Origin of the sequence: Alteromonas sp. AO-Serp, assembly GCF_017849675.1 — a bacterium.
GTDB lineage: Bacteria > Pseudomonadota > Gammaproteobacteria > Enterobacterales > Alteromonadaceae > Alteromonas > Alteromonas macleodii.
The window spans coordinates 1-20,030 of record NZ_JAFLMX010000115.1 but is presented as its reverse complement, the minus strand read 5'-3'; the positions used below and the strand labels follow the sequence as shown (position 1 = coordinate 20,030).

The following is a 20,030-nucleotide window of genomic DNA, read 5'->3' as shown; positions in this document are numbered from 1 at the left end:
CTAGCCAAATTCGAAGCAACCACTAAAAAAGCATGAAAGTAATCTCATTTAATATAAACGGTATTCGCGCTCGTCTACATCAACTTCAGGCGGTTATCGACGCACACCAACCCGATATTATTGGCTTACAGGAAATTAAAGTTCACAACGAACAGTTTCCGGTAGAAGCCGTTGAGGCCATGGGCTATCACGTTTATTTCCACGGACAAAAGAGCCATTACGGCGTTGCTTTTTTGGCGAAGAAAGAGCCGCTTTCTGTGTCGATGGGTTTCCCAACAGATGACGAAGACGCCCAACGTCGCATGATTATTTTAAAAACCACCGATGATGCTGGCGAGCCCGTTACCGTTCTAAATGGTTACTTCCCTCAGGGCGAAAACGAAAAGCATGAAACCAAGTACCCAGCTAAGCGTAAGTTCTACAAAGACTTAATGACTTATTTAGATGATAACCACACACCAGATGACAATGTAATTGTTATGGGCGATGTCAACATCTCTCATACAGACTTGGACATTGGCATTGGTGAAGACAACCGCAAACGTTGGCTGAAAACTGGAAAATGCAGCTTCTTGCCGGAAGAGCGTGAGTGGTTGAACACAGTAATTGACTGGGGCTTTGAAGATAGTTTTCGAACACTCAACCCAGAGACAAATGACAAGTTTTCATGGTTCGATTACCGCTCAAAAGGATTCAACGATAATCGTGGCCTTCGCATAGATTTGATTTTGGCAACAAAACCGCTTCATGCAAAACTACATGACGCCGGTATTGATTATGAGTTGAGAGGCATCGAAAAGCCGTCTGATCATGCGCCTATTTGGGCTGAGTATAAAGGGTAAACAGTACTAAATACTGCTCCCCGCCATTAACTAAGGAGTAAAAGTGAGTTCACTACAACTGCTAGCATTGCTGATTTACGGTGTATTATTACTCGGTGCGGTCAGGCATGTGGACTTTACTCATTTTGCGAGTAACAAGCAGCAGCAACACCTTATTTTTGGTACTGCTGCTTCGCTTTTCGTTCTCTGGTTGTTTAAAGCAGGCATCTTCGAGGGCCTAGATGTTCATTTTCTAGGCCTTTCAGTTTTGACATTAATGCTCGGCTTTAGAAACGCTATTATTGCATCGTTTATCGCGCTTTTAGGCGCAAACGCAGTCGGCTACGGAAGTTGGGAAAACTTTGGCGTTAACGGGCTACTCGGCACCGTTGTACCTATTGGCATAACCTATCTATTTTATATGCTTTCTTTTCACCGTATCCCTCGACAACTTTTCGTGTACATTTTTGTTTGTGCCTTTTTCCCTGCCGCTCTTTCTATTGCATTAAAGACGCTAACGCTCGGCGCATTTTATTACATTGAAGGTACATATACTTGGGACATCATTTTTGACAACTACGTTTTGCTTATACCACTTTTGGTCTTTCCTGAAGCTCTGTTAAACGGTATGGCGATAACGCTTTTAGTGATCTACCAGCCAACGTGGGTTTATACCTTTCACGACAAGTTTTACCTCGATAATTAAGTTCTCTTCAACACAGTTACTGTAACTCGTGTAACTCTTCAACTAATGTTTAATAAGCTTTTCCTAATTTCAATCTATTATTAAAGAGTATGGTTGAGTGGTAAAGGCCGAATGTATATACAAACATTTTCGTTGGAGTGTAACGACGCACCTAGTATGGCGTCCGAAATAGATAGGTTATTTAGTGAAAATACACCTTCACTCGTTATTGGTTACGGCAATGCAGACTTACCTTTTAACGAGCTTCAACATGGCCTTAGCGCGTTTACCGCGCCTTATTTCATTTCCAGCTCTTGTTTAGGAGCGCTACTTTGCGACGGCAGTACCGTTGACGCGGGGTGCCAGTTAGCGCTTTTTTGTGTGAATGACGATGGTGGAGCCTACGGCGTTGGAAGTGCAGACGCCTCCTGCTACAGCGCCTTTGAAGCTGGCGCCATCGCGTTACAAAATGCGCTAAACAATGCGGGAAGACCTTATGAAAGCCCAGCGTTAATTTGGTGTGCGTTGCCGCCAGGAGAAGAAGAAAGAATACTTGAAGGTTTCGCCAGCATTGTAGGGACTCAAGTTCCTATTTTTGGTGGTTCAATGGCAGACAACACGGTTTCAGGCGACTGGACAACCGTTACAAAAGATGCGTGCGGACCACACACTGTGGTAGTTGCAGTTATGTATCCCTCTACTCCATTAGGGGTGAGTTATAGCTCAGGATACAAGCCAACCGATACCCTATTTAAAGCAACGAAAGCGAAAGGACGCCAACTACAACAGCTTAACAATAGCGGTGCAAGCACCGTTTATAACAAAGCGACCAATAACCTTATCGCTCAACAGCTATACGGCGGTCAAATTTTAGGACTAACATCGTCAGCACCGCTAGGCAGACCAGTAGAATTAGACAACGGTGCAGTGAATTACCTTCTGTGCCACCCCGATTCGGTCGATGAAAGTGGTGCACTACATGTTTTTTCAGAAGTAGAAGAAGGTGAAGAGTTGGTGTTGATGGAAGGTAGCATTTCTAGCCTTACGTCTCGTGCAGAGCGTGTGATAAACAATGCGGTTATGTTGCTGCCCGAAAACAGAAAGCCTGTTGGCGTACTAATGATTTACTGCGCAGGATGTCGCTTGATGGTTGGAGACGAAATTAATTTCATGCTGAATTCGCTGCAAGAAAAATTTCCAGCATTACCTATTTGCGGCCCGTTTACTTTTGGCGAGCAAGGGCGCTTTTTAGATGGCAAGAACAGACACGGCAACCTTATGATATCAGCGGTAGTGTTCTCTCAATGAATAAAGATTACGAAAATGTTTTAGAAGATCTAGCGCTTGTTTACCGCCTTAAACAGCAGGCTGAGGCACATAAGAAAGAAAGCGATGCTTTGCTAGAAGGCACTCGCGTATTACTTACCGCAGAGGACGAACAAGACCTTTATAAAAAAATGTTTAGTGTGTTCAAAGGACTGTATAATTATCAAGTTTGCTTTGTTCTTGAGAATGAAAGCGCTGGCAAAATGAGGTGCATTAACAGCACCCATCCACCGCTACTTAACACCGTATGGCAAATCGATGACACACTCTCCCGTGCGGTTAAAAGTGAGCCTATAGCATTATTCAACATTAAGCAGCAAGCGACGTGGCAACGCCACCTATCTTTGTTCGACACGCCCGTCACCTCTGTACTTTATTGTCCATTTAAAGTACATCAGCAACACGCAGTTATTGTGTTTTGCCATCAAGCACTGGGTTATTACACCCAAGAATTTGTGGATATGGCTAACAGATACCGTACCTTTACCGAGCAAATGGCCATGGGGATGCAGGCTAAGTTAATGGCGCTTGAAACGGTGAGGTTGAAAGAAGAAAAAGCCATTGTAGAAAAAAGCCTTATCGATTCAGAAAAAATGGCATCGCTAGGTTTACTTGCCGCTGGTGTTGCCCATGAAATTAATAACCCTGTTGCTTTCATTAATAGCAACATTCACTTTTTACGGAACGTGCTGCCTGCGCTATCGCAAATGCAAGACATCGTCTTACAATTGGCGGCTAGCGCAACCGACGATGAGAGGCTGAAGGTAGCTAAAGCTGCGAAACAATGGAAGGTTGAAAATAAGATTGATTCATTAAGCGACGAAATTGCAGATATTTGCAGCGAATCAGAGGAAGGCCTAAATAGAGTTACGGACATTATCACCAGTCTTCGCTCTTTTTCCCACGATGCAGATATTCCCGATGATGAAACCGTAAACGTGAACGACTGCATAGCTCATGCCTTGCGATTAGTAAACAGTGAATTGAAGCACCGCATAAAGATTCAACAGCGCCTAAGCGATGTGCCTTTAATTAAGGGAAAAACAGGAAAATTAAACCAAGTATTAGTCAATTTATTCGTAAATGCTGCGCAAGCGATGGAAGATGGGGATAAATTAACTATTTCTTCGTTTGAAGAAAAAGATCACACCGTCATAACGGTAAAAGATACGGGTTGCGGTATAGAAAAGCATGCCCTCCAAAAGCTCTTTGAACCGTTTTACACCACCAAACCAACCGGCAAAGGCACTGGATTAGGACTTTATATCTCTTTCTCCATCGTTGAAGCGATGGGGGGAACCATTAGCGTAGAAAGTGAAGTAAACGTGGGCACCACATTTACCCTATCTTTTCCAACAAAGTTGGAAGATAAAAAAACCGCACAAGCGTGCGGTTTAGATACGTTTGACAGCAACTCCTAGTCGCTTATATCAAGCAATTACTCACTACTTTTTGAACAAAATGTCCATAACGTCAGCCAGCTCGCCTTTGCCTTCACGAATTTCTTCTTCCGACAAACCCGCAATTTCATGAGGGAAAACTAGCCATTCATCACTTTCGTTAACGTAATAATCTGGCACGATGTCTGTTGTGTTGTTTTGCGGCTTGTACCACGGACATGCAATGCGAATATCTTTAGGCATGTTCAAACGCATTAGTTTATTAATTTGCTTAATAAGTGCATCTACGCTGCGGCCTGAATCGAAAACATCATCAACAATCAACAACTTGTCATCAGCATTCGCGTTTTCTACCAAGTAGTGTAATCCGTGCACACGGATCTCTTTCGATTGTTTGTTTATTCCGTAGTAAGACGATGTACGTACTGCGATATGGTCGGTTGACGTATTCTTAAATTCAAAGAATTCTTGAACCGCGATACCAATGGGAGCACCACCACGCCAGATACCAATAATAAAGTCAGGGCGAAAGCCGTCTTCATACACCTTTGCCGCTAGGCGAAAGGAATCCTGTAGAAGCGATTGCGAGGTGATAAAATTCTTGTTCATGACGTCTCACTGGGCAAAATTTAAAAGACCGCGAGTATAGTGAATTTTGCACTAACTTGCACGGTAAATTCAGCGATTTATTCGTTTTGGAGCGCTTGCGATGGTGCAATTTTCATCGCTTTGCGCGCTGGATAAACGCTGGCTAAAACACACAGTAGCAAAGACAGCAAAGCAATGCCTGCAATTTGTACAACGTCCATTTCAATTGGCAGCCCTCTACCGTCTGCCGCTAAGGCTAACGGCGACCCGATAAGGTCCAAAATGTTATTTAATTGGAGCGTAATCACTACGCCTAATACTAGACCAATGCCAGCGCCTTTGATGCCGTTAAACAAGCCGTTTAACACAAAAATCCACATTACTGAACTGGGTAACATACCTTGAGTTTGGAGTACTGCGATATCGCCTTGTTTTTCCGTTACCACCATTACCAGTGCCGAAACGATATTAAATGCCGCTACCGCGATAATAAGCAGCAACATGAGCGTCATCATGTTCTTCTCCATCTTGACGGCATCAAATAGCGGCCCCTGACGCTCACGCCAAGTCTTCATATTATTTACAGAGACACCCACCCTATCGGTGAGCGCGCTAACAACTGCTTGGTAGTTAAAAGCGTCATTTAAAAAGAGTCGAAGCGATTGTTCGCTACCTTTAGGATCTCGCATTAAGTGGTTCACATCCTTAAGGTTCATATACATCACTTTGTCATCCATCTGCGAGCCCATATCGAAGACACCCACCACGGTTACAAGCCGTTGACTTGGCATTCTTCCAAAAGGTGTATACACACTTGCGCCTGCCACCATAACCCGCAATCTGTCTCCAACCCGCGCTTCAAGTTTAATGGCAAGTGAGCGCCCAATAATGGCAGCAAAACTCCCCTCAGTTAAATCGCTAAATCGCCCCTGCTCCATGTGGTTTGCTACCAAAGTGTGCTCAATCATTACTTCAGGTTGAACACCGTGAACCTGAACACCACGCAAGTCCGAACGAGACTGCACTACTGCTTCAGCTTCCCTGTAAGCCATAGTGGCAACAACGCCTTTGATGGGTGTCTCGCTAATTTCTTTTAAAGTCACTGTCTGCGTTTTTTCTGCAGTTTGCGTGGGTGTCTCTGTAATTGCATTGGATGTCCTGCTAGGGTTCTCGCTTATGATGGGTGTCTTTGTAACTTCAATATGAGGGACAATGCCTAATATGCGCTGTTTTAGTTGACCTTCTAGGCCGTTCATAACAGACACAACGATAATGAGCGCCATCAATCCCAGTGCAATACCGGCCACTGAAAATCGATTAATAAATGAAACAAAACTGGTTTGGCTTGCTTTGTTAGACTTGGCATAACGATAAGCAATGAATGCAGAAAGAGGATAAAACATAGCGCCTTGCTTTTCAGTAATACGGTAATCTGCCTTACATTTAGCTATGCTTAATGAATGAATAATTCAGATAAGTAGCCCAAAGACGAGATGACGGGTTAACCCCAAAATAGTAAAGTGGGTATACTACGTGTGAACGGTATACTACTTATAAGTTACTAACTGCACAAGAATTAGTGGCAGAGGAATGATGTGAGCGAACTTAGCCTAGAACAAAAAAAAGCCCAATTCGATGAATATTTTTCTATCGCACATCGCATAAACGCCAATATGCGCCCGTTAGGTGAAGACGAAGTAGTGCCTGATGAAGAAAACTTAGAGGAGTCGATGCCGTATGCATTTCGCATTGCCAGCGAAATGGCCGCTATTGAAGCACAGGCAATTCGTCCGCTTCGCAACCTAAGTGATCATGCTGAGTCGCTGGCTGACTACTTAAACCATCAATCTCGAAAAATTGACTTGATGATGTCGTTCGTTTTGCACCAGCAAGACGAGCCAGAGTTTCGCTTCAAAACCGTAAAGCTCGGTGGTGGCGGTGTGGTCATCGAGTCAAAAGAAGCATTGGATGTGGGCGCCAAAGCGGAACTTAAACTTTTCTTGGATGCCGAAGCAGCAGCAATATTTTGTTTTGGTGAAGTAATTACTTGCGAGCAAGTAGAAGACCGTTACCATATCGCCTTTATTTTTAACACCATTCGAGAGCAAGACCAGGAGCTTTTAGTTCGCGCTAGCTTGCATATTCAAACGCAACAGCTAAGAAAGCGGGCAAAAGAAAAAAAAGCGGGATCTGAATAGACCCTAACATCAGTATATAAGCCGTAAAACTCATCTTGCACTTAAAAAACAGGACGTCATGACAGCCACTTTATTATCGCTTCCATTACCTGCGCCTAAAAAAGAAGCCTCATCACAAGATCACAAACACTGGGGCCAACTTCAAGGCAGCAGTGCCGCACTATGTATCAGCCAAGCACTCAGCCAATACAAAGGCCCTATTGTACTGATTACCGCCGATACACCGTCGGCAATGAAGCTCGAAAAAGAAATAGCCTTCTTCTTAAGCGATAATACAAAGCATACACCCATTACTCTGTTTCCAGATTGGGAAACACTGCCCTACGATTCGTTTTCGCCCCATCAAGACATTGTTTCTCAGCGATTAGAAACCCTATTCCGCTTTACACAGCAAGGCGAAGGCATATTCATAGTGCCTGTTAACACGTTAATGCAGCGTTTAGCCCCTACCGATTATTTAGCAAAGTATTTGCTTATGCTAAACAAGGGCGACACCTTAGATAGAGATCAGTTCAGACGCAATCTCGAGCAAGCCGGCTACCTGCATGTTAGTCAGGTAATGAGCCACAGCGAATTCTCGGTGCGCGGCAGCATCATCGACCTTTTTCCGATGGGAAGCGACCAGCCATTTCGAATAGACTTGTTTGATGACGAAATCGACTCCATTCGCTATTTCGATACTGAAACCCAACGCTCTGGCGAGGCTGTTAACGAAATTCGCTTGCTCCCAGCACGAGAATTTCCTACAGACAAAGAAGCAATCACGCTTTTCCGCCAGCAGTTTTTAGAAAAGTTCGACGCAAACAATGCATCTGAAAGCGTATTTTCTCAGGTAAGCAAGGGCACCATGCCGAGCGGTGTGGAATATTATCTTCCCCTCTTCTTTGAAAAAACCGCCACGCTTTTTGACTATCTTCACCCTAAAAGCCTGCTATTACTTCACGGTGATGTGCAAGACGCCAGCGAGTTTTTCTGGGCCGACGTACAAGAACGTTACGAGCAGTATCGTTATAACTTAGCCCGTCCACTGCTTGCACCAGACGAGCTGTTTTTACCTATAAATGAGCTATTTGGTGCCATAAAACAGTGGCCTCGTGCATCTCTTTCCAGCAAGGTACTTGAAGAAAAATCAGGTACTAGCAACCTTCAGTGCGAAAAGCTTGATGATATTGCGATTAACTCGCAGAAAAAAGTACCTGCTGAAAGACTCATTAAAACGGTAAATCAAGCCACTGACAACGGGGCTAAGGTACTGTTTTGTGCTGAAACCCAAGGTCGCCGAGAGGGTTTGCTAACCGTACTCGCAAAAGCAGGCATCAAACCAAAGATTGTTGTTAGCTTTAGCGATTTTATCGCAAGTCACGACAACATTGGCATTACCGTGGGTATGGTTGATAACAGTTTCCGCTGGCAAACCCAGGAAGGCGAACTGTTATTTATTACCGAAACCGAACTATTAGGCCAGAAAGTAAGTCAGCGCCGTCTTCGCGATAAACGCACCGCCACCGACGAAAGCGCCATTATCCGCAACCTGGCCGAACTTTCTATTGGTCAGCCTGTGGTGCACCTCGATCACGGTGTTGGCCGTTATTTGGGCCTTCAAACGTTGGACGCGGGCGGCGTAGCCACCGAATATTTGTGCATTGAGTATGCCAAGCAATCTAAGCTTTACGTGCCTGTGGCGTCGCTTCACTTGATTTCACGCTACACTGGTGGCGATGCCGACAGCGCACCAGTTAGCGCCCTAGGTTCTGACGCATGGACAAAAGCCAAGCAAAAAGCCGCCGAAAAAGTTCGTGACGTGGCCGCCGAGCTTTTAGATGTATATGCCCGCCGCGCAGCCAAGCCAGGTTTTGCGTATAAAATTAACTGGGACGACTACCAAGCGTTCTCAGACAGCTTCCCCTTTGAAGAAACGCCTGACCAAGCCCAAGCCATTGCAGCGGTTATGCACGACATGGGCAGTCCATCGGCTATGGATCGCCTCGTTTGCGGTGACGTAGGTTTCGGTAAAACCGAGGTTGCCATGCGCGCGGCCTTCCTTGCTGCTAATGCAGGTAAACAGGTGGCTATTTTGGTGCCCACTACCCTACTGGCTCAGCAGCATTACGAGAACTTCAAAGACCGTTTCGCGGCATGGCCGTTTGAAATTGAAGTCATGAGCCGTTTTGTAAGCGGTAAAGCGCAAAAATCTGTGGTTGAGCGGATCGGCGAAGGCAAAGTAGATATCGTAGTAGGCACACATAAACTGCTGTCTAGCGATATTAAATACAAAGATTTAGGCCTTGTGATCATCGACGAAGAACATCGCTTTGGCGTGCGTCAAAAAGAGAAACTTAAGTCATTACGTGCCGATGTTGATATCCTTACCCTTACGGCAACGCCTATTCCTCGTACGCTTAACATGGCGTTATCAGGCATGCGCGACTTATCGATTATTGCCACAGCCCCGGCTCGTCGTTTATCAATTAAGACTTTTGTGCAGCAGCGTAATAAAGCCGTTATTCGCGAAGCCATTATGCGTGAGATACTGCGCGGCGGTCAGGTTTACTTCCTTCACAACGAAGTGGATAGCATTGCGCGAACGGCCGAAGAAATCGCTGAAATCGTTCCCGAAGCCCGTATTGCAGTGGGTCACGGCCAAATGCGCGAGCGTGAACTTGAAGGCGTAATGAGCGACTTCTACCACCAGCGCTACAACGTACTTGTGTGTACTACCATCATTGAAACAGGTATCGACGTACCAAGTGCGAATACCATTATTATGGATAGAGCCGACCATTTAGGTTTAGCGCAGCTGCACCAGCTTCGTGGTCGTGTGGGTCGCTCGCATCACCAAGCGTACGCCTACTTATTAACGCCTCATCCAAAGCGCATGACCAAAGATGCAGTAAAACGTTTAGAAGCAATATCGCAGCTTGAGGATTTAGGTGCAGGTTTTGCGCTTGCTACCCACGATTTAGAAATTCGTGGTGCCGGTGAGCTGTTAGGCGATGACCAATCGGGGCAAATAGCGAGTATTGGTTTCAGTTTGTATATGGATATGCTCGATAAAGCCGTTAACGCGCTTAAAGAAGGCCGAGAGCCATCATTAGACGACGCGACCTCGGGCCATACCGAAGTTGAACTGCGTATTCCAGCCCTATTGCCTGAAGACTATATTGCCGACGTTAACACTCGCCTATCGCTATACAAACGTCTGGCAAGCTGTACGTCGCAAGACGACATTGATGAATTCCAGGTAGAATGTATTGACCGCTTTGGTCTATTGCCAGAGCCAGCTAAAAACTTGATAGAAGTGGCTGAAATTAAACTAAAAGCCCAGGCGTTAGGCATTCTAAAAGTAGACTTGTCGGCCCAAGGCGGTACCATAGAGTTTAAAGAAACCACTAAGGTTAACCCAGGCTATATTATTAGTTTGGTGCAAACCAAACCAAACACCTTTAAGTTTGAAGGAAGCCAAAAACTGCGTTTGGTGAAAAAGACCGAAACAGCTAAAGAGCGCATCGCGTTTATTAGCGATATTATTGCCGATTTTGCAAAGGAGTCGCGGTAACATGAAGTTATCTCGCTGGTGCCCGTTAGTTGCATCAATAAGCGCCGTTTTCTTAACGACAATTTCAACTGCAGCTAACGCCAATGACAACTGGTGGTTCGATGTGGAAGTTATTGCGTTTAAGCGCAACGTGGCACTAACTGAGTTAGAAGAGCAGTTTTCTTTGGCTGACAACTTGTCAGCCCCTCGCGCTCAGGCAGACATCATCAGCGATATCATTTCGCCTGATATAAGCTATCTAAAACAAGGGTTAGCCGTTTGCGGCGCTGATACATCGGTTAAGTGGCCTAGCAACGGACTATTGAGCGTACCCGCAAAAGATGTAGATTTTTTGTCGCTGTCTAAAGATAACAGTTCGCAGTACGGTGACATGTCTCCTAACTCTTACTCTGAAGAAGCGGGCTATGGATATAATGAAACATCCGGCTTAACAGCCAATGAGCCATCCCCTACACCAGACGTAGCGAGCCAGGCACAAAGCGAAACCATTGATGGCGATGAGTATGGCGCTACTTATTCTTCAACAGACTCCGACTATAGCGAGAGCCTTGACTACTCAAATGAGGGGATCATCACTGACGACGTCACACCCGCTCCTGATGCTGCAACCATCGCCAGATATTGGACGTCATTCTTCGGCGTAAAAGATTCCTCACCTGTCACGGTGCCTGTATTTAAGTACTGTGAAGAAGCGAAGCCATGGCTTAGCGCTGAGGTAACCACTGCACTGAACGTTGTTGTTCCAGGCGACGACGAACTAAACTCAGGCGTTTCGATAAGCGAGAGCAAGTCTAGAAGCAGCGCGCTTCAACCTGTAATCGTATGGAAGGTGAATCAGCCGGATAATAGGCTACCCGCTCCAGCAAGTTTACCTATTATCATTGAAGGACACGACTGGCCGCTTGCGTCAAAAGCGCATCTGCTTACCAGTAATCAGCAAGCACTGTCTTCAATTTCTCGCCAAATACGTTCTAATCGCGAGCTAAAGCGTTTGTTTCACGCAACCTGGCGTCAGCCAGTTATGTTTGGTAAGAACAAAGCTTTCAACGTGCGTCTTTATGGTGGGCAAAACTACGCGCAGCAGTTTGACTTGAACGGTGATATGCGAGCTCCAAAACACGTTGATAATGTAAACAATGAAACTGACGATTCCGCTCCAGAGTTTGGTTACGGCTCCACCGCCGCTCTTACTGATAATGATGCTTATAAAAACACATCGAGCACAGATGAAAACAGCCTAAGTGGTGTAAGTACTGCTTTTGAAGCTGATAAAACTGCAGCGCATGGCACTGATCAATTTCTTGCTGTTTCAGATATTTTTGCCGATTTGGACCGCCGTTTGTCAAACCCACAGGCTATAGAGTATGGCGCATTTAAAGCGCTTGATACGCCGATGATTGTAGAGCAAGGTGAAGATGACACTACCGATGCTTCATTAAGAACCCCCATTTGGGAAATTGACGGCACTATCAAAGTATTTCTTAAATATATCAACCGCGTACCTTACCTTCATGTAGATGGCGAGATGTTTTATCGCCAGCCGGTACCAATGAGCTACTTCAGCAGTGAAGATGACAGCACTGGTAATGCTGCTAAGCCCCGTCAGGCGACATCAACAGCGTACAAACTGGTTTCAGTTCCGTTAGCTGAGCAAAGACGTGTAATCAGTACGCAACTGCATTATTTCGACCACCCGCTGTTTGGTTTTGTAGTACAAATTCGTCGCTACAATCGCCCTGACGTTAGCGAGTGATTTGAGTAAACGCTTAGTGTAAGTGCTTTGGTTTTAAAGGCAAAAAAACAACATTTGCGATTGATAGAGAGATATAGGTTTTTATGAAGATTTACACTCGCACTGGTGATAAGGGCAGCACGCAAATTTACGCTGACAAAGCCGTTCGTGTAGATAAGGATGATTTAGTAGTACAAAGCTACGGTGATATGGACGAACTCAATAGCCATATCGGACTACTAGCAGCGCATGTTACTGACAAACATAAGCCAATGCTCCAGGATATTCAGCGCAACCTGTTTCAAGCTGGCTTTGCTATTTCAGCAAGCTCAACGCTGACGCAAACTGATATTGAGAACCTAGAAAGCCTTATAGACAATATTACCCGTCAAATGCCGCCTAATACGTCGTTTGTACTGCCTGGCGGAAGTAAGGCTGCTGCGCAGGCTCATGTTTGTCGTGCTGTGTGCCGCCGAGCTGAACGTGCTGTCATTAGCCTATCTAAACATTATGACGTGCCAGAAGTTGTACATGCTTATTTAAATCGCCTGAGCGATTTTCTCTTCACTTTTGCGCGATTTATGAATGTAGAAGCTGGCGTAGACGAAGTACCAGTATAAGCAAACGGCATTAAAAAACAGAAAATGAAAAACGGTAGTTATAAAAACTACCGTTCGCTTAAACGCTTCACCAGCTCAACCGCACTGTCGTATTTATCATTAAGCCCTACTGGCATAATACGATCGTAAAGCGCCATAACGCGCTCTTGCTTTTGTAAATCGTTGTGAGACGGATTAGCAAAGCGCATTTCCAATCCATCAAGGATAGTCTCAGCCCCTTTCGGATTGTTGCACGCAAGTACCATGTCGCAACCTGCTTCCAGCGCTGCCTCAGCACGCTCAACGTAACTTCCCGCAACACTTGCGCCGTGCATAGACAAGTCATCAGAGAATACTGCGCCGCCATAGCCTAGCTCCTGTTTAAGGATATCCTGCAGCCATTTAGTTGAGAAACCCGCAGGCTTATCGCACACCTGATTATAAATAACATGGGCAGGCATAACGCCATCAAGCAACGCACGCTCAATTAAGCGTTCAAAGACCACCATATCGGTACTGCGTATCTCATCAAATTCGCGTTCATCGACGGGTAACGCTACATGAGAATCTGGCGCTACACTGCCATGCCCAGGAAAGTGCTTTCCAATAGCTGGCATATTTACAGCTTTTAAACCTTGGATTAAATGAGCGGCAAGGCGAATAACGTCGTCTGCATTGTCTGAAAATGCCCTGTCACCAATAACTTGCGATACACCATTTATATCAAGCACCGGTGCAAAGCTAAAATCGATGTCTAAGGTTTTAAGTTCATAAGCCAATACTAATCCACACGCTTTTGCGTATGCAGCACTTTCATCTTGATGCTCTGACTGCCTTAAAATATCGCCCATTGCAGGTATGGCAGTAAAGCCTTCACGAAAACGCTGAACGCGGCCTCCTTCATGATCGACGGCGATCAGTACTGGACGCTTTGCAAAGCGTCTTATATCTTGAACCAGCGCAGAGAGCTGACGTTTATCATGATAGTTGCGGCTAAATAAAATAACGCCACCCACTACTGGATGTGTTAACTTTTCCTTTTCTTCAGGCAGAAGTTCTTCGGCCTGACAATCCAACATTAATGGCCCCACGGCACCGCCTTAGTATGTGTCATAAAACATCACTTCAATTTTGCAAGTTCTGTGGTTAGGATAGAGAAAAATAGGGAGTTTTACACGTGATAAATTGGTTCAAGTGGTTGGTTTTAAGTGTTTTAGCACTGCTTTTTTTAACGGTACTGGGATTGTACATCTCGCTTCGTATGAGTTTGCCCGCACTTGACGGAAATAGCGCCACCTATCACGTAAACGCACCTACTGAGCTAAGCCGTGACGAACTAGGCCAAGCTGTTATTAAAGCTAACGATATTTACGACGCAGTCTATGCACTGGGTTTTGCGCATGCTCAAGATCGCTTTTTTCAAATGGATTTACAGCGCCGCGCCGCATCGGGTAGTTTATCACAATGGGTGGGCGACATTGCCCTAGATATCGATAAGAAAGCCCGCTTTCATCAATTTGAGAAACGAGCAAAAGCCGTATTCGATAACCTTCCCTCAAAACAACAAGAACTACTTGTACGTTACGCCCACGGCGTAAATGACGCATTGTCTGAGTATACGTTGCCACCTTTTGAATACCTAGCTGCAGGCGTTGATATAAAACAATGGCGCCCCACCGACAGTATTCTTGTGATTTACAGTATGTATTTGGATTTACAAGGTAGCCAAGTAGAGCTTGATTTAGCAAGAGAGGCATTGCTTTCAACATTTGGGAATGATGTATACAGCTTCATTACTCAGCCAAGTAATTATCAGGCAGCGCTTGATGCCAGCGAGATACCACTGCTTGAAGCACCTATTCCAGAGTACCCTGCATCGCTACGCCCAATTACTCACTCACCAGAAGATAGTAATGGCGAGAGCATTAAGCAAGAGCCTGAAGACGCGACTACTCAGTACTTAAACGATAACGACAATACTGCGATCGCCCGAGCACAATATAACGGTACTGAGCTTCCTGATATTGGTAGCAATAACTGGGCGGTGACCGGGAGTCACACCACTACAAGCGCAGGCCTTTTAGCAAACGACATGCATTTGGGCTTACGGGTTCCCATCATCTGGTATCGCGCCCAGCTAAACTATCAAGAATCGGGCAGCGATGTGCAAGTAACCGGGGTTTCCCTTCCGGGCATTCCTGGCATTGTTGTAGGCACCAACGGCCATATCGCTTGGGGTTTTACCAATGCAAATTTAGACAATGTAGATTGGATTGAACTAGGCGAATCGACGGCCACAAGTACGGTAACAGAGCGTATTCCTTTACCTGATGGTGAGCACACATTTGAGTTTGAAGTAAGCTCGTATGGGCCAGTGAAAGAACTCAATGGCAAGCGCTATGCGCTTAATTGGGTAGCGCATCATCCGTTTGCTGCGAACTTGGGAATAATAAACTTCGGCAATGCAAAAAATGTCCAAGCAGCGATAAAGATGGGCCAACGCATTGCTATTCCCACGCAAAACCTCGTGATTGTTGATGAAAGCGGCAATGCGGCTTGGCTTCCTGGCGGCGCAGTTATGGAAAGGCAGCAGGCTTCATTCACTGCTATAAAAGAACAAGAAGCAGTAAACACACCACCAAAGCGCGCATCAAAGCTTCCCATGGTTTTAAACCCCGATATGGGAAGAATATGGACTGCAAATGCTAGAGTAATTTCGGCTGATGACTTCAAAGTCTGGGGCGACGGTGGTTACGCGCTAGGTGCTCGCGGACAACAAATAAGAGACCGTTTATTTGAAAAAGACACCTTTACTGAGACTGACTTTTACGCCATTCAGTTAGATAATCATGCCCGCTTTCTTATTCCTTGGCAGCACCTTTTGTATGGGCTGCTCAATATGCAAGACATTGAATTTAAACCCGACCTCGCTTACCTAAACACATGGGACGAATGCGCATGTGAAGATTCGGTTGGCTACACGTTAGTTAAGCACTTTAGGCAGGAAGTGGTACAAACCCTTTTTGGAGGCGTACTTTCAACGTTAGACCAACAAGGTGTAAACAGCCGTACACTCTTACGTGGCATTGAACCTACTGTGTGGCAACTTATTCATAGTCAGCCTGACTCTTGGCTACCTAACGATACTGAAAGCTTCGACGAGCTACTTGTAGACGCTTACAGGCGCGCCAAACACAAGCTGTTAGACAAGTATTCACCAGTAGAAGCTAATATGGAAACATTAGCCTGGGGCAAGGTGAACGCACTTTCTGTTAAACATCCATTTGCTGATCAAATTCCTCTAGTTGGAGATATGTTAAACATGCAACAAGTAGAAGGCTTTGGTGATACATACATGCCTGCTGTACAAGCACCTAGTTTTGGTGCCTCTGAGCGACTATTTGTCAGCCCTGGCCATTTAGAGGATGCCATTCTAACACTACCTGGCGGACAATCCGGCCACCCACTGTCAAAATTTTTTACAACTGGCTTTAACGACTACGCAACACACGCAGCTACCCCTCTGCTGCCCAGCCAGCCGATACACAGCCGAACATTTTACAAAAAAGAGGTTGAATGACACCTGCAATCACTTTGCTTACTAAAAAGCGTATCGCTCACAGCATTTTAAAATATGAACACGACGCAAATGCGGCGTCATACGGGCTAGAGGCGGTTGAAAAGCTAAACCTTAATGCGGATACCGTTTTTAAAACATTGGTAGTGAGTACAGACAATAACAAGCTTGCCGTGGCCGTGGTCCCTGTAAACACCAAACTTAGCGAAAAGAAAATGGCTAAAGCGTTAGGTGTTAAAAAGGTAGAAATGGCGCAAGCAAATGCAGTAATGGTTGCAACAGGCTACGTACTTGGCGGTGTAAGCCCATTAGGGCAAAAAAAGCGCTTAGCGAGCGTTATTCATTACAGCGCTGAAAATCTGCAAACTATTCACGTAAGCGCTGGAAAACGAGGATTGGAAGTGGCACTCGCCCCTTCTGATCTAGCTACGCTCACTAGTGCTAAGTTTGCAGATATTTCAGTAGATTGAACAAAGATTGAGATAGAGCGTTACTTGGCTACTTGCTAGCCTGGGCTAACCATTGCTCACGTGCTTCTTTAAGCGCGGCTTCATCAGGCTGCTCGCTTCCTGAAATAGCGACAGCAATTTGTTGAATGATAGCGTCACGCTTTTCAATCAGCGCATCAGTACGAGCAAACAAGTCCTTGGCTTCCGGATACTGCTCTTTAAGCGTTTCTACCTCTTCCAACGCATAATAACGCGCTTCAAACGCTTCGTTGTACAGCTGGCGTTTGGCATTAAAAATTACGTAGTCTTTAGCGGTCTCAGAATTAAGATAATCCATATCTTCAGATGACAGGTTGGCAGCCTGCCCTACTTCACGGGCTTGTATCATCCAAGAATCTACTACTTCGATATTCCCATCTTTCACAGCCTGCTTAACGCCTTCCTGCAAATCGCTAGCGTGAAGAATTTCCATGACTGTGATTAGCGGAACTTGCGCTGCGTCTTGGTCTCGTTTGTCTGCATCTAGCGACAGATAAGCAAACCATGAAAACGTAGCAGCAACAATAATAGCAAGAACGACAAGTGCTTTCTTCACACTTTCCTCCAAAGAAATTGCATATGAAAACCAGTGCGACGGCACTGTATAAAAGAAGCAATACAAAAAGAGCGAGAGACCCCGCTCTTTTTCAGTATTGTAACGACCTAAAGATTATTGGTCGACAGGTGCAGAGTTTTCAACTCGGCTTTTCAATTTTTGACCCGGGCGGAATGTAACCACACGACGTGCTTTAATTGGAATGTCTTCACCGGTTTTTGGATTGCGGCCAGGACGTTCATTTTTATCACGCAGGTCAAAGTTGCCAAAACCTGACAGTTTCACTTGCTCACCAGATTCCAGAGCGCCTTTAATCTCTTCGAAAAAAAGCTCTACCAGATCCTTCGCATCACGCTTGTTAATGCCTAGTTTCTCGAATAGGTGTTCAGCCATCTCGGCTTTGGTCAATGCCATAGTTTACTCTCTTAACGCGGCCCCAAACTCAGATTCCAGACCTTTAACCACAGTATCTACAGCTTGCTGAATCTCAGCTTCTTCCAAGGTTTTATCCGGATCTTGTAAATGAAGTGACAAAGCAAGGCTCTTATAGCCAGGCTCAATTCCCTTGCCTTTGTACTCATCGAACAAGTTTAGAGCAACTAGTTGATTTACGCCAATATTTTCTATGTAAGAAAGAACATTCCCTACACGCACTTCATCTTTAACCGTAATAGCAATATCACGGCGATTCGATGGGAAGCGCGATACTGGTACGGCTGACGGTAACTTGCGATCAGTAATGGCATCTACCACTAGTTCGAACACAAATACACGGCCGTTAACACCAAGCAATTTAGTGAACTGCGGGTGTATAGCACCAATATAGCCAACTTCTTCATCATTAAGCAAAATTTTTGCCGTCATGCCAGGGTGTAACGCACTGTGTTGCCCTGTAACGAACTGGAACTCACCGGTTCTGCCTGTAAGTGCCAATAACGCCTCAACGTCGGCTTTTGCATCGAAGAAATCAACCGGGTTGTCGCCCAAGTCCCAATGTTCTTCATTACGACGCCCTGCTACTACACCACCAATTACTTGCTGTTGCAATACACCATTTGGCGCATCTTGTTGAGGAATAAAGCGTAATCCGGTTTCAAACATGCGAACACGTTGCTGCTGACGCTTCTGATTATAAGCAGTAGCACCTAGCAAACCCGGCCATAAACTTACACGCATTACCGACATATCAGATGAAATTGGGTGTGGTAACACCATACCTTTTACGTCTGGGAATAATGCGTTTTGAATTTTAGGGTCTACAAACGAATACGTGATTGCTTCGTTGTAGCCACGACTTAGAAGCAATGACTTCATAGTGTTTAACGGCAGCTTGGCTTCTTGCGAAGGTAGCATTGCCAACGTTGCTTTTGGTGCCACGTTTGGAATGTTGTTGTAGCCGTATACACGCGCAATTTCTTCAATCAAATCTTCTTCAATTGAAATATCGAAACGATAGCTTGGTGCAACCGCTTCCCAGCCAGCTTCAATTTGCGTTACGTCTAAACCAAGGCGGTTTAGCATTTCCGTTACTTTCGCATCGTCAATGCTAATACCTAGTACGCGAGATAAACGTTCGCGACGAAGCGTAACCGTAGCTTGCTTAGGTAGCTTGTCTTCAGCCACGGCTTCAACAACAGGGCCAGCTTCACCACCGCAAATTTCAAGTACCAGTGCAGTAGCGCGCTCCATGGCTTTACGCTGAAGCTGTGGGTCTACACCACGCTCGTAGCGGTGCGACGCATCGGTATGTAAACCGTACTGACGGGCACGGCCCATAATCGCATCACGGCTAAAGAAAGCACTTTCAAGTAAAATATCTTGGGTTTCGGTGGTAACACCAGAATGTAAGCCGCCGAAAATACCTGCCATAGCTAACGCTTTGTTGTCATCAGCGATAACTAAAGTATTGCTTTGTAACTTAGCTTCGGTTTCGTCAAGTAGCGTAAGCGTTTCGCCTTCTTTTGCCATACGCACGTTAACGTTGCCTTCAATGCTAGCAAGATTAAACGCGTGCATTGGCTGACCAAGCTCTAGCAATACAAAGTTAGTCACATCAACAATAGGGTCGATGCTGCGAATGCCGCAGCGACGCAGCTTTTCAACTAGCCATAGTGGCGATGCTGCTTTAACGTTAACACCCTTAACCACACGGCCCAAATAGCGCGGGCATGCGTCATCAGCGCTTAGCATAATTGATAATTTGTCATCAATAGTTGCGTCTACCGCTGCTACTTCAGGTTCGCAAACGTCAAGGTTATTAAGCACGCCAACTTCACGGGCAATGCCGCGAATACCCAAGCAGTCTGCACGGTTTGGTGTCAGGTCAACTTCGATTGCGTTGTCATCAAGTCCAAGGTAATCGCGAATGTCTGCGCCAATAGGTGCATCGGCTGGAAGCTCGATAATACCATCGTGGTCGTCGCTAATACCTAGCTCAGAGAAGCTACATAGCATACCGAATGACGGCTCGCCGCGAAGCTTTGCTTTCTTAATTTTAAAGTCGC

At 45.5% G+C, this 20,030-nt stretch carries 16 protein-coding genes; 10 read left to right on the top strand and 6 right to left on the bottom strand.

Going from position 1 to position 20,030, the window contains the following annotated elements; translation table 11 throughout:
* Positions 1–32: 32 nt before the first annotated feature.
* The 4 genes from xthA to QVA83_RS08720 all read left to right on the top strand — a co-directional run bounded on the left by xthA (position 33) and on the right by QVA83_RS08720 (position 4,253).
* The gene (gene xthA / locus QVA83_RS08735) at positions 33–842 is read left to right on the top strand and encodes an exodeoxyribonuclease III (protein WP_014949143.1); all 810 of its coding nucleotides are present in this window, start codon (positions 33–35) and stop codon (positions 840–842) included.
* 43 nt (positions 843–885) lie between these two features.
* On the top strand, positions 886–1,527 hold the full coding sequence (locus QVA83_RS08730; RefSeq protein ID WP_014949142.1) for an energy-coupling factor ABC transporter permease: 642 nt from the start codon (positions 886–888) through the stop codon (positions 1,525–1,527).
* Between the two features lie 111 nt (positions 1,528–1,638).
* The gene (locus QVA83_RS08725; protein ID WP_069944128.1) at positions 1,639–2,814 is read left to right on the top strand and encodes an FIST signal transduction protein; all 1,176 of its coding nucleotides are present in this window, start codon (positions 1,639–1,641) and stop codon (positions 2,812–2,814) included.
* Positions 2,811–4,253 (top strand): sensor histidine kinase, encoded by a 1,443-nt coding sequence (locus tag QVA83_RS08720; RefSeq protein ID WP_156078237.1) that lies wholly within the window; start codon positions 2,811–2,813, stop codon positions 4,251–4,253. Before QVA83_RS08725 ends, QVA83_RS08720 begins: the two co-directional genes overlap by 4 nt.
* Before the next feature lie 24 nt (positions 4,254–4,277).
* Here the strand turns inward: QVA83_RS08720 and QVA83_RS08715 are convergent, their stop codons facing one another.
* Together QVA83_RS08715 and QVA83_RS08710 are read right to left on the bottom strand one after the other, a co-directional pair.
* Positions 4,278–4,841, bottom strand: a complete 564-nt coding sequence (locus QVA83_RS08715) for a phosphoribosyltransferase (RefSeq protein WP_014949139.1) — start codon at positions 4,839–4,841, stop codon at positions 4,278–4,280.
* A 77-nt stretch (positions 4,842–4,918) separates the two neighbouring features.
* Complete coding sequence (locus QVA83_RS08710; RefSeq protein WP_156078236.1) at positions 4,919–6,223, bottom strand: lipoprotein-releasing ABC transporter permease subunit; 1,305 nt, start codon at positions 6,221–6,223, stop codon at positions 4,919–4,921.
* A gap of 192 nt (positions 6,224–6,415) precedes the next feature.
* Between QVA83_RS08710 and QVA83_RS08705 the strand changes: the two genes are divergently transcribed.
* The 4 genes from QVA83_RS08705 (at position 6,416) to QVA83_RS08690 (ending at position 12,926) form a co-directional block, all read left to right on the top strand.
* Positions 6,416–7,018 (top strand): PilZ domain-containing protein, encoded by a 603-nt coding sequence (locus QVA83_RS08705; protein ID WP_014976255.1) that lies wholly within the window; start codon positions 6,416–6,418, stop codon positions 7,016–7,018.
* 58 nt (positions 7,019–7,076) lie between these two features.
* Positions 7,077–10,574 (top strand): transcription-repair coupling factor, encoded by a 3,498-nt coding sequence (gene mfd / locus QVA83_RS08700; protein ID WP_287498359.1) that lies wholly within the window; start codon positions 7,077–7,079, stop codon positions 10,572–10,574.
* Between the two features lies 1 nt (position 10,575).
* Positions 10,576–12,327: a CsiV family protein gene (locus tag QVA83_RS08695; protein WP_287498358.1), complete on the top strand. Its 1,752-nt coding sequence runs from the start codon at positions 10,576–10,578 to the stop codon at positions 12,325–12,327.
* 83 nt (positions 12,328–12,410) lie between these two features.
* Complete coding sequence (locus tag QVA83_RS08690) at positions 12,411–12,926, top strand: cob(I)yrinic acid a,c-diamide adenosyltransferase (RefSeq protein ID WP_156078233.1); 516 nt, start codon at positions 12,411–12,413, stop codon at positions 12,924–12,926.
* Positions 12,927–12,973: 47 nt separating this feature from the next.
* Here QVA83_RS08690 and nagZ read toward each other — a convergent pair whose 3' ends face one another.
* Complete coding sequence (gene nagZ, locus QVA83_RS08685) at positions 12,974–13,984, bottom strand: beta-N-acetylhexosaminidase (protein ID WP_287498362.1); 1,011 nt, start codon at positions 13,982–13,984, stop codon at positions 12,974–12,976.
* 98 nt (positions 13,985–14,082) lie between these two features.
* On the opposite strand from nagZ, the gene QVA83_RS08680 reads away from it, so the two are divergent.
* Positions 14,083–16,485: a penicillin acylase family protein gene (locus QVA83_RS08680; RefSeq protein ID WP_156078232.1), complete on the top strand. Its 2,403-nt coding sequence runs from the start codon at positions 14,083–14,085 to the stop codon at positions 16,483–16,485.
* Positions 16,482–16,952 (top strand): Cys-tRNA(Pro) deacylase, encoded by a 471-nt coding sequence (gene ybaK, locus QVA83_RS08675; protein WP_156078231.1) that lies wholly within the window; start codon positions 16,482–16,484, stop codon positions 16,950–16,952. The genes QVA83_RS08680 and ybaK overlap by 4 nt, the downstream gene beginning before the upstream one ends.
* Positions 16,953–16,980: 28 nt before the next feature.
* Here ybaK and QVA83_RS08670 read toward each other — a convergent pair whose 3' ends face one another.
* The 3 genes from QVA83_RS08670 to pheT all read right to left on the bottom strand — a co-directional run.
* Positions 16,981–17,526 (bottom strand): hypothetical protein, encoded by a 546-nt coding sequence (locus QVA83_RS08670; protein ID WP_156078230.1) that lies wholly within the window; start codon positions 17,524–17,526, stop codon positions 16,981–16,983.
* A 114-nt stretch (positions 17,527–17,640) separates the two neighbouring features.
* Positions 17,641–17,940: an integration host factor subunit alpha gene (ihfA, locus tag QVA83_RS08665; RefSeq protein ID WP_014949129.1), complete on the bottom strand. Its 300-nt coding sequence runs from the start codon at positions 17,938–17,940 to the stop codon at positions 17,641–17,643.
* A 3-nt stretch (positions 17,941–17,943) separates the two neighbouring features.
* A partial coding sequence (gene pheT / locus QVA83_RS08660; protein WP_287498357.1) for a phenylalanine--tRNA ligase subunit beta occupies positions 17,944–20,030 on the bottom strand: 2,087 nt, incomplete at its 5' end.

Coding starts and splice junctions, on each gene's coding strand:
- xthA (WP_014949143.1), top strand. CDS start 33: ATGAAAGTAATCTCATTTAATATAAACGGTATTCGCGCTCGTCTACAT.
- QVA83_RS08725 (WP_069944128.1), top strand. CDS start 1,639: ATGTATATACAAACATTTTCGTTGGAGTGTAACGACGCACCTAGTATG.
- QVA83_RS08720 (WP_156078237.1), top strand. CDS start 2,811: ATGAATAAAGATTACGAAAATGTTTTAGAAGATCTAGCGCTTGTTTAC.
- QVA83_RS08715 (WP_014949139.1), bottom strand. CDS start 4,841: ATGAACAAGAATTTTATCACCTCGCAATCGCTTCTACAGGATTCCTTT.
- QVA83_RS08710 (WP_156078236.1), bottom strand. CDS start 6,223: ATGTTTTATCCTCTTTCTGCATTCATTGCTTATCGTTATGCCAAGTCT.
- mfd (WP_287498359.1), top strand. CDS start 7,077: ATGACAGCCACTTTATTATCGCTTCCATTACCTGCGCCTAAAAAAGAA.
- QVA83_RS08695 (WP_287498358.1), top strand. CDS start 10,576: ATGAAGTTATCTCGCTGGTGCCCGTTAGTTGCATCAATAAGCGCCGTT.
- QVA83_RS08690 (WP_156078233.1), top strand. CDS start 12,411: ATGAAGATTTACACTCGCACTGGTGATAAGGGCAGCACGCAAATTTAC.
- nagZ (WP_287498362.1), bottom strand. CDS start 13,984: ATGTTGGATTGTCAGGCCGAAGAACTTCTGCCTGAAGAAAAGGAAAAG.
- ybaK (WP_156078231.1), top strand. CDS start 16,482: ATGACACCTGCAATCACTTTGCTTACTAAAAAGCGTATCGCTCACAGC.
- ihfA (WP_014949129.1), bottom strand. CDS start 17,940: ATGGCATTGACCAAAGCCGAGATGGCTGAACACCTATTCGAGAAACTA.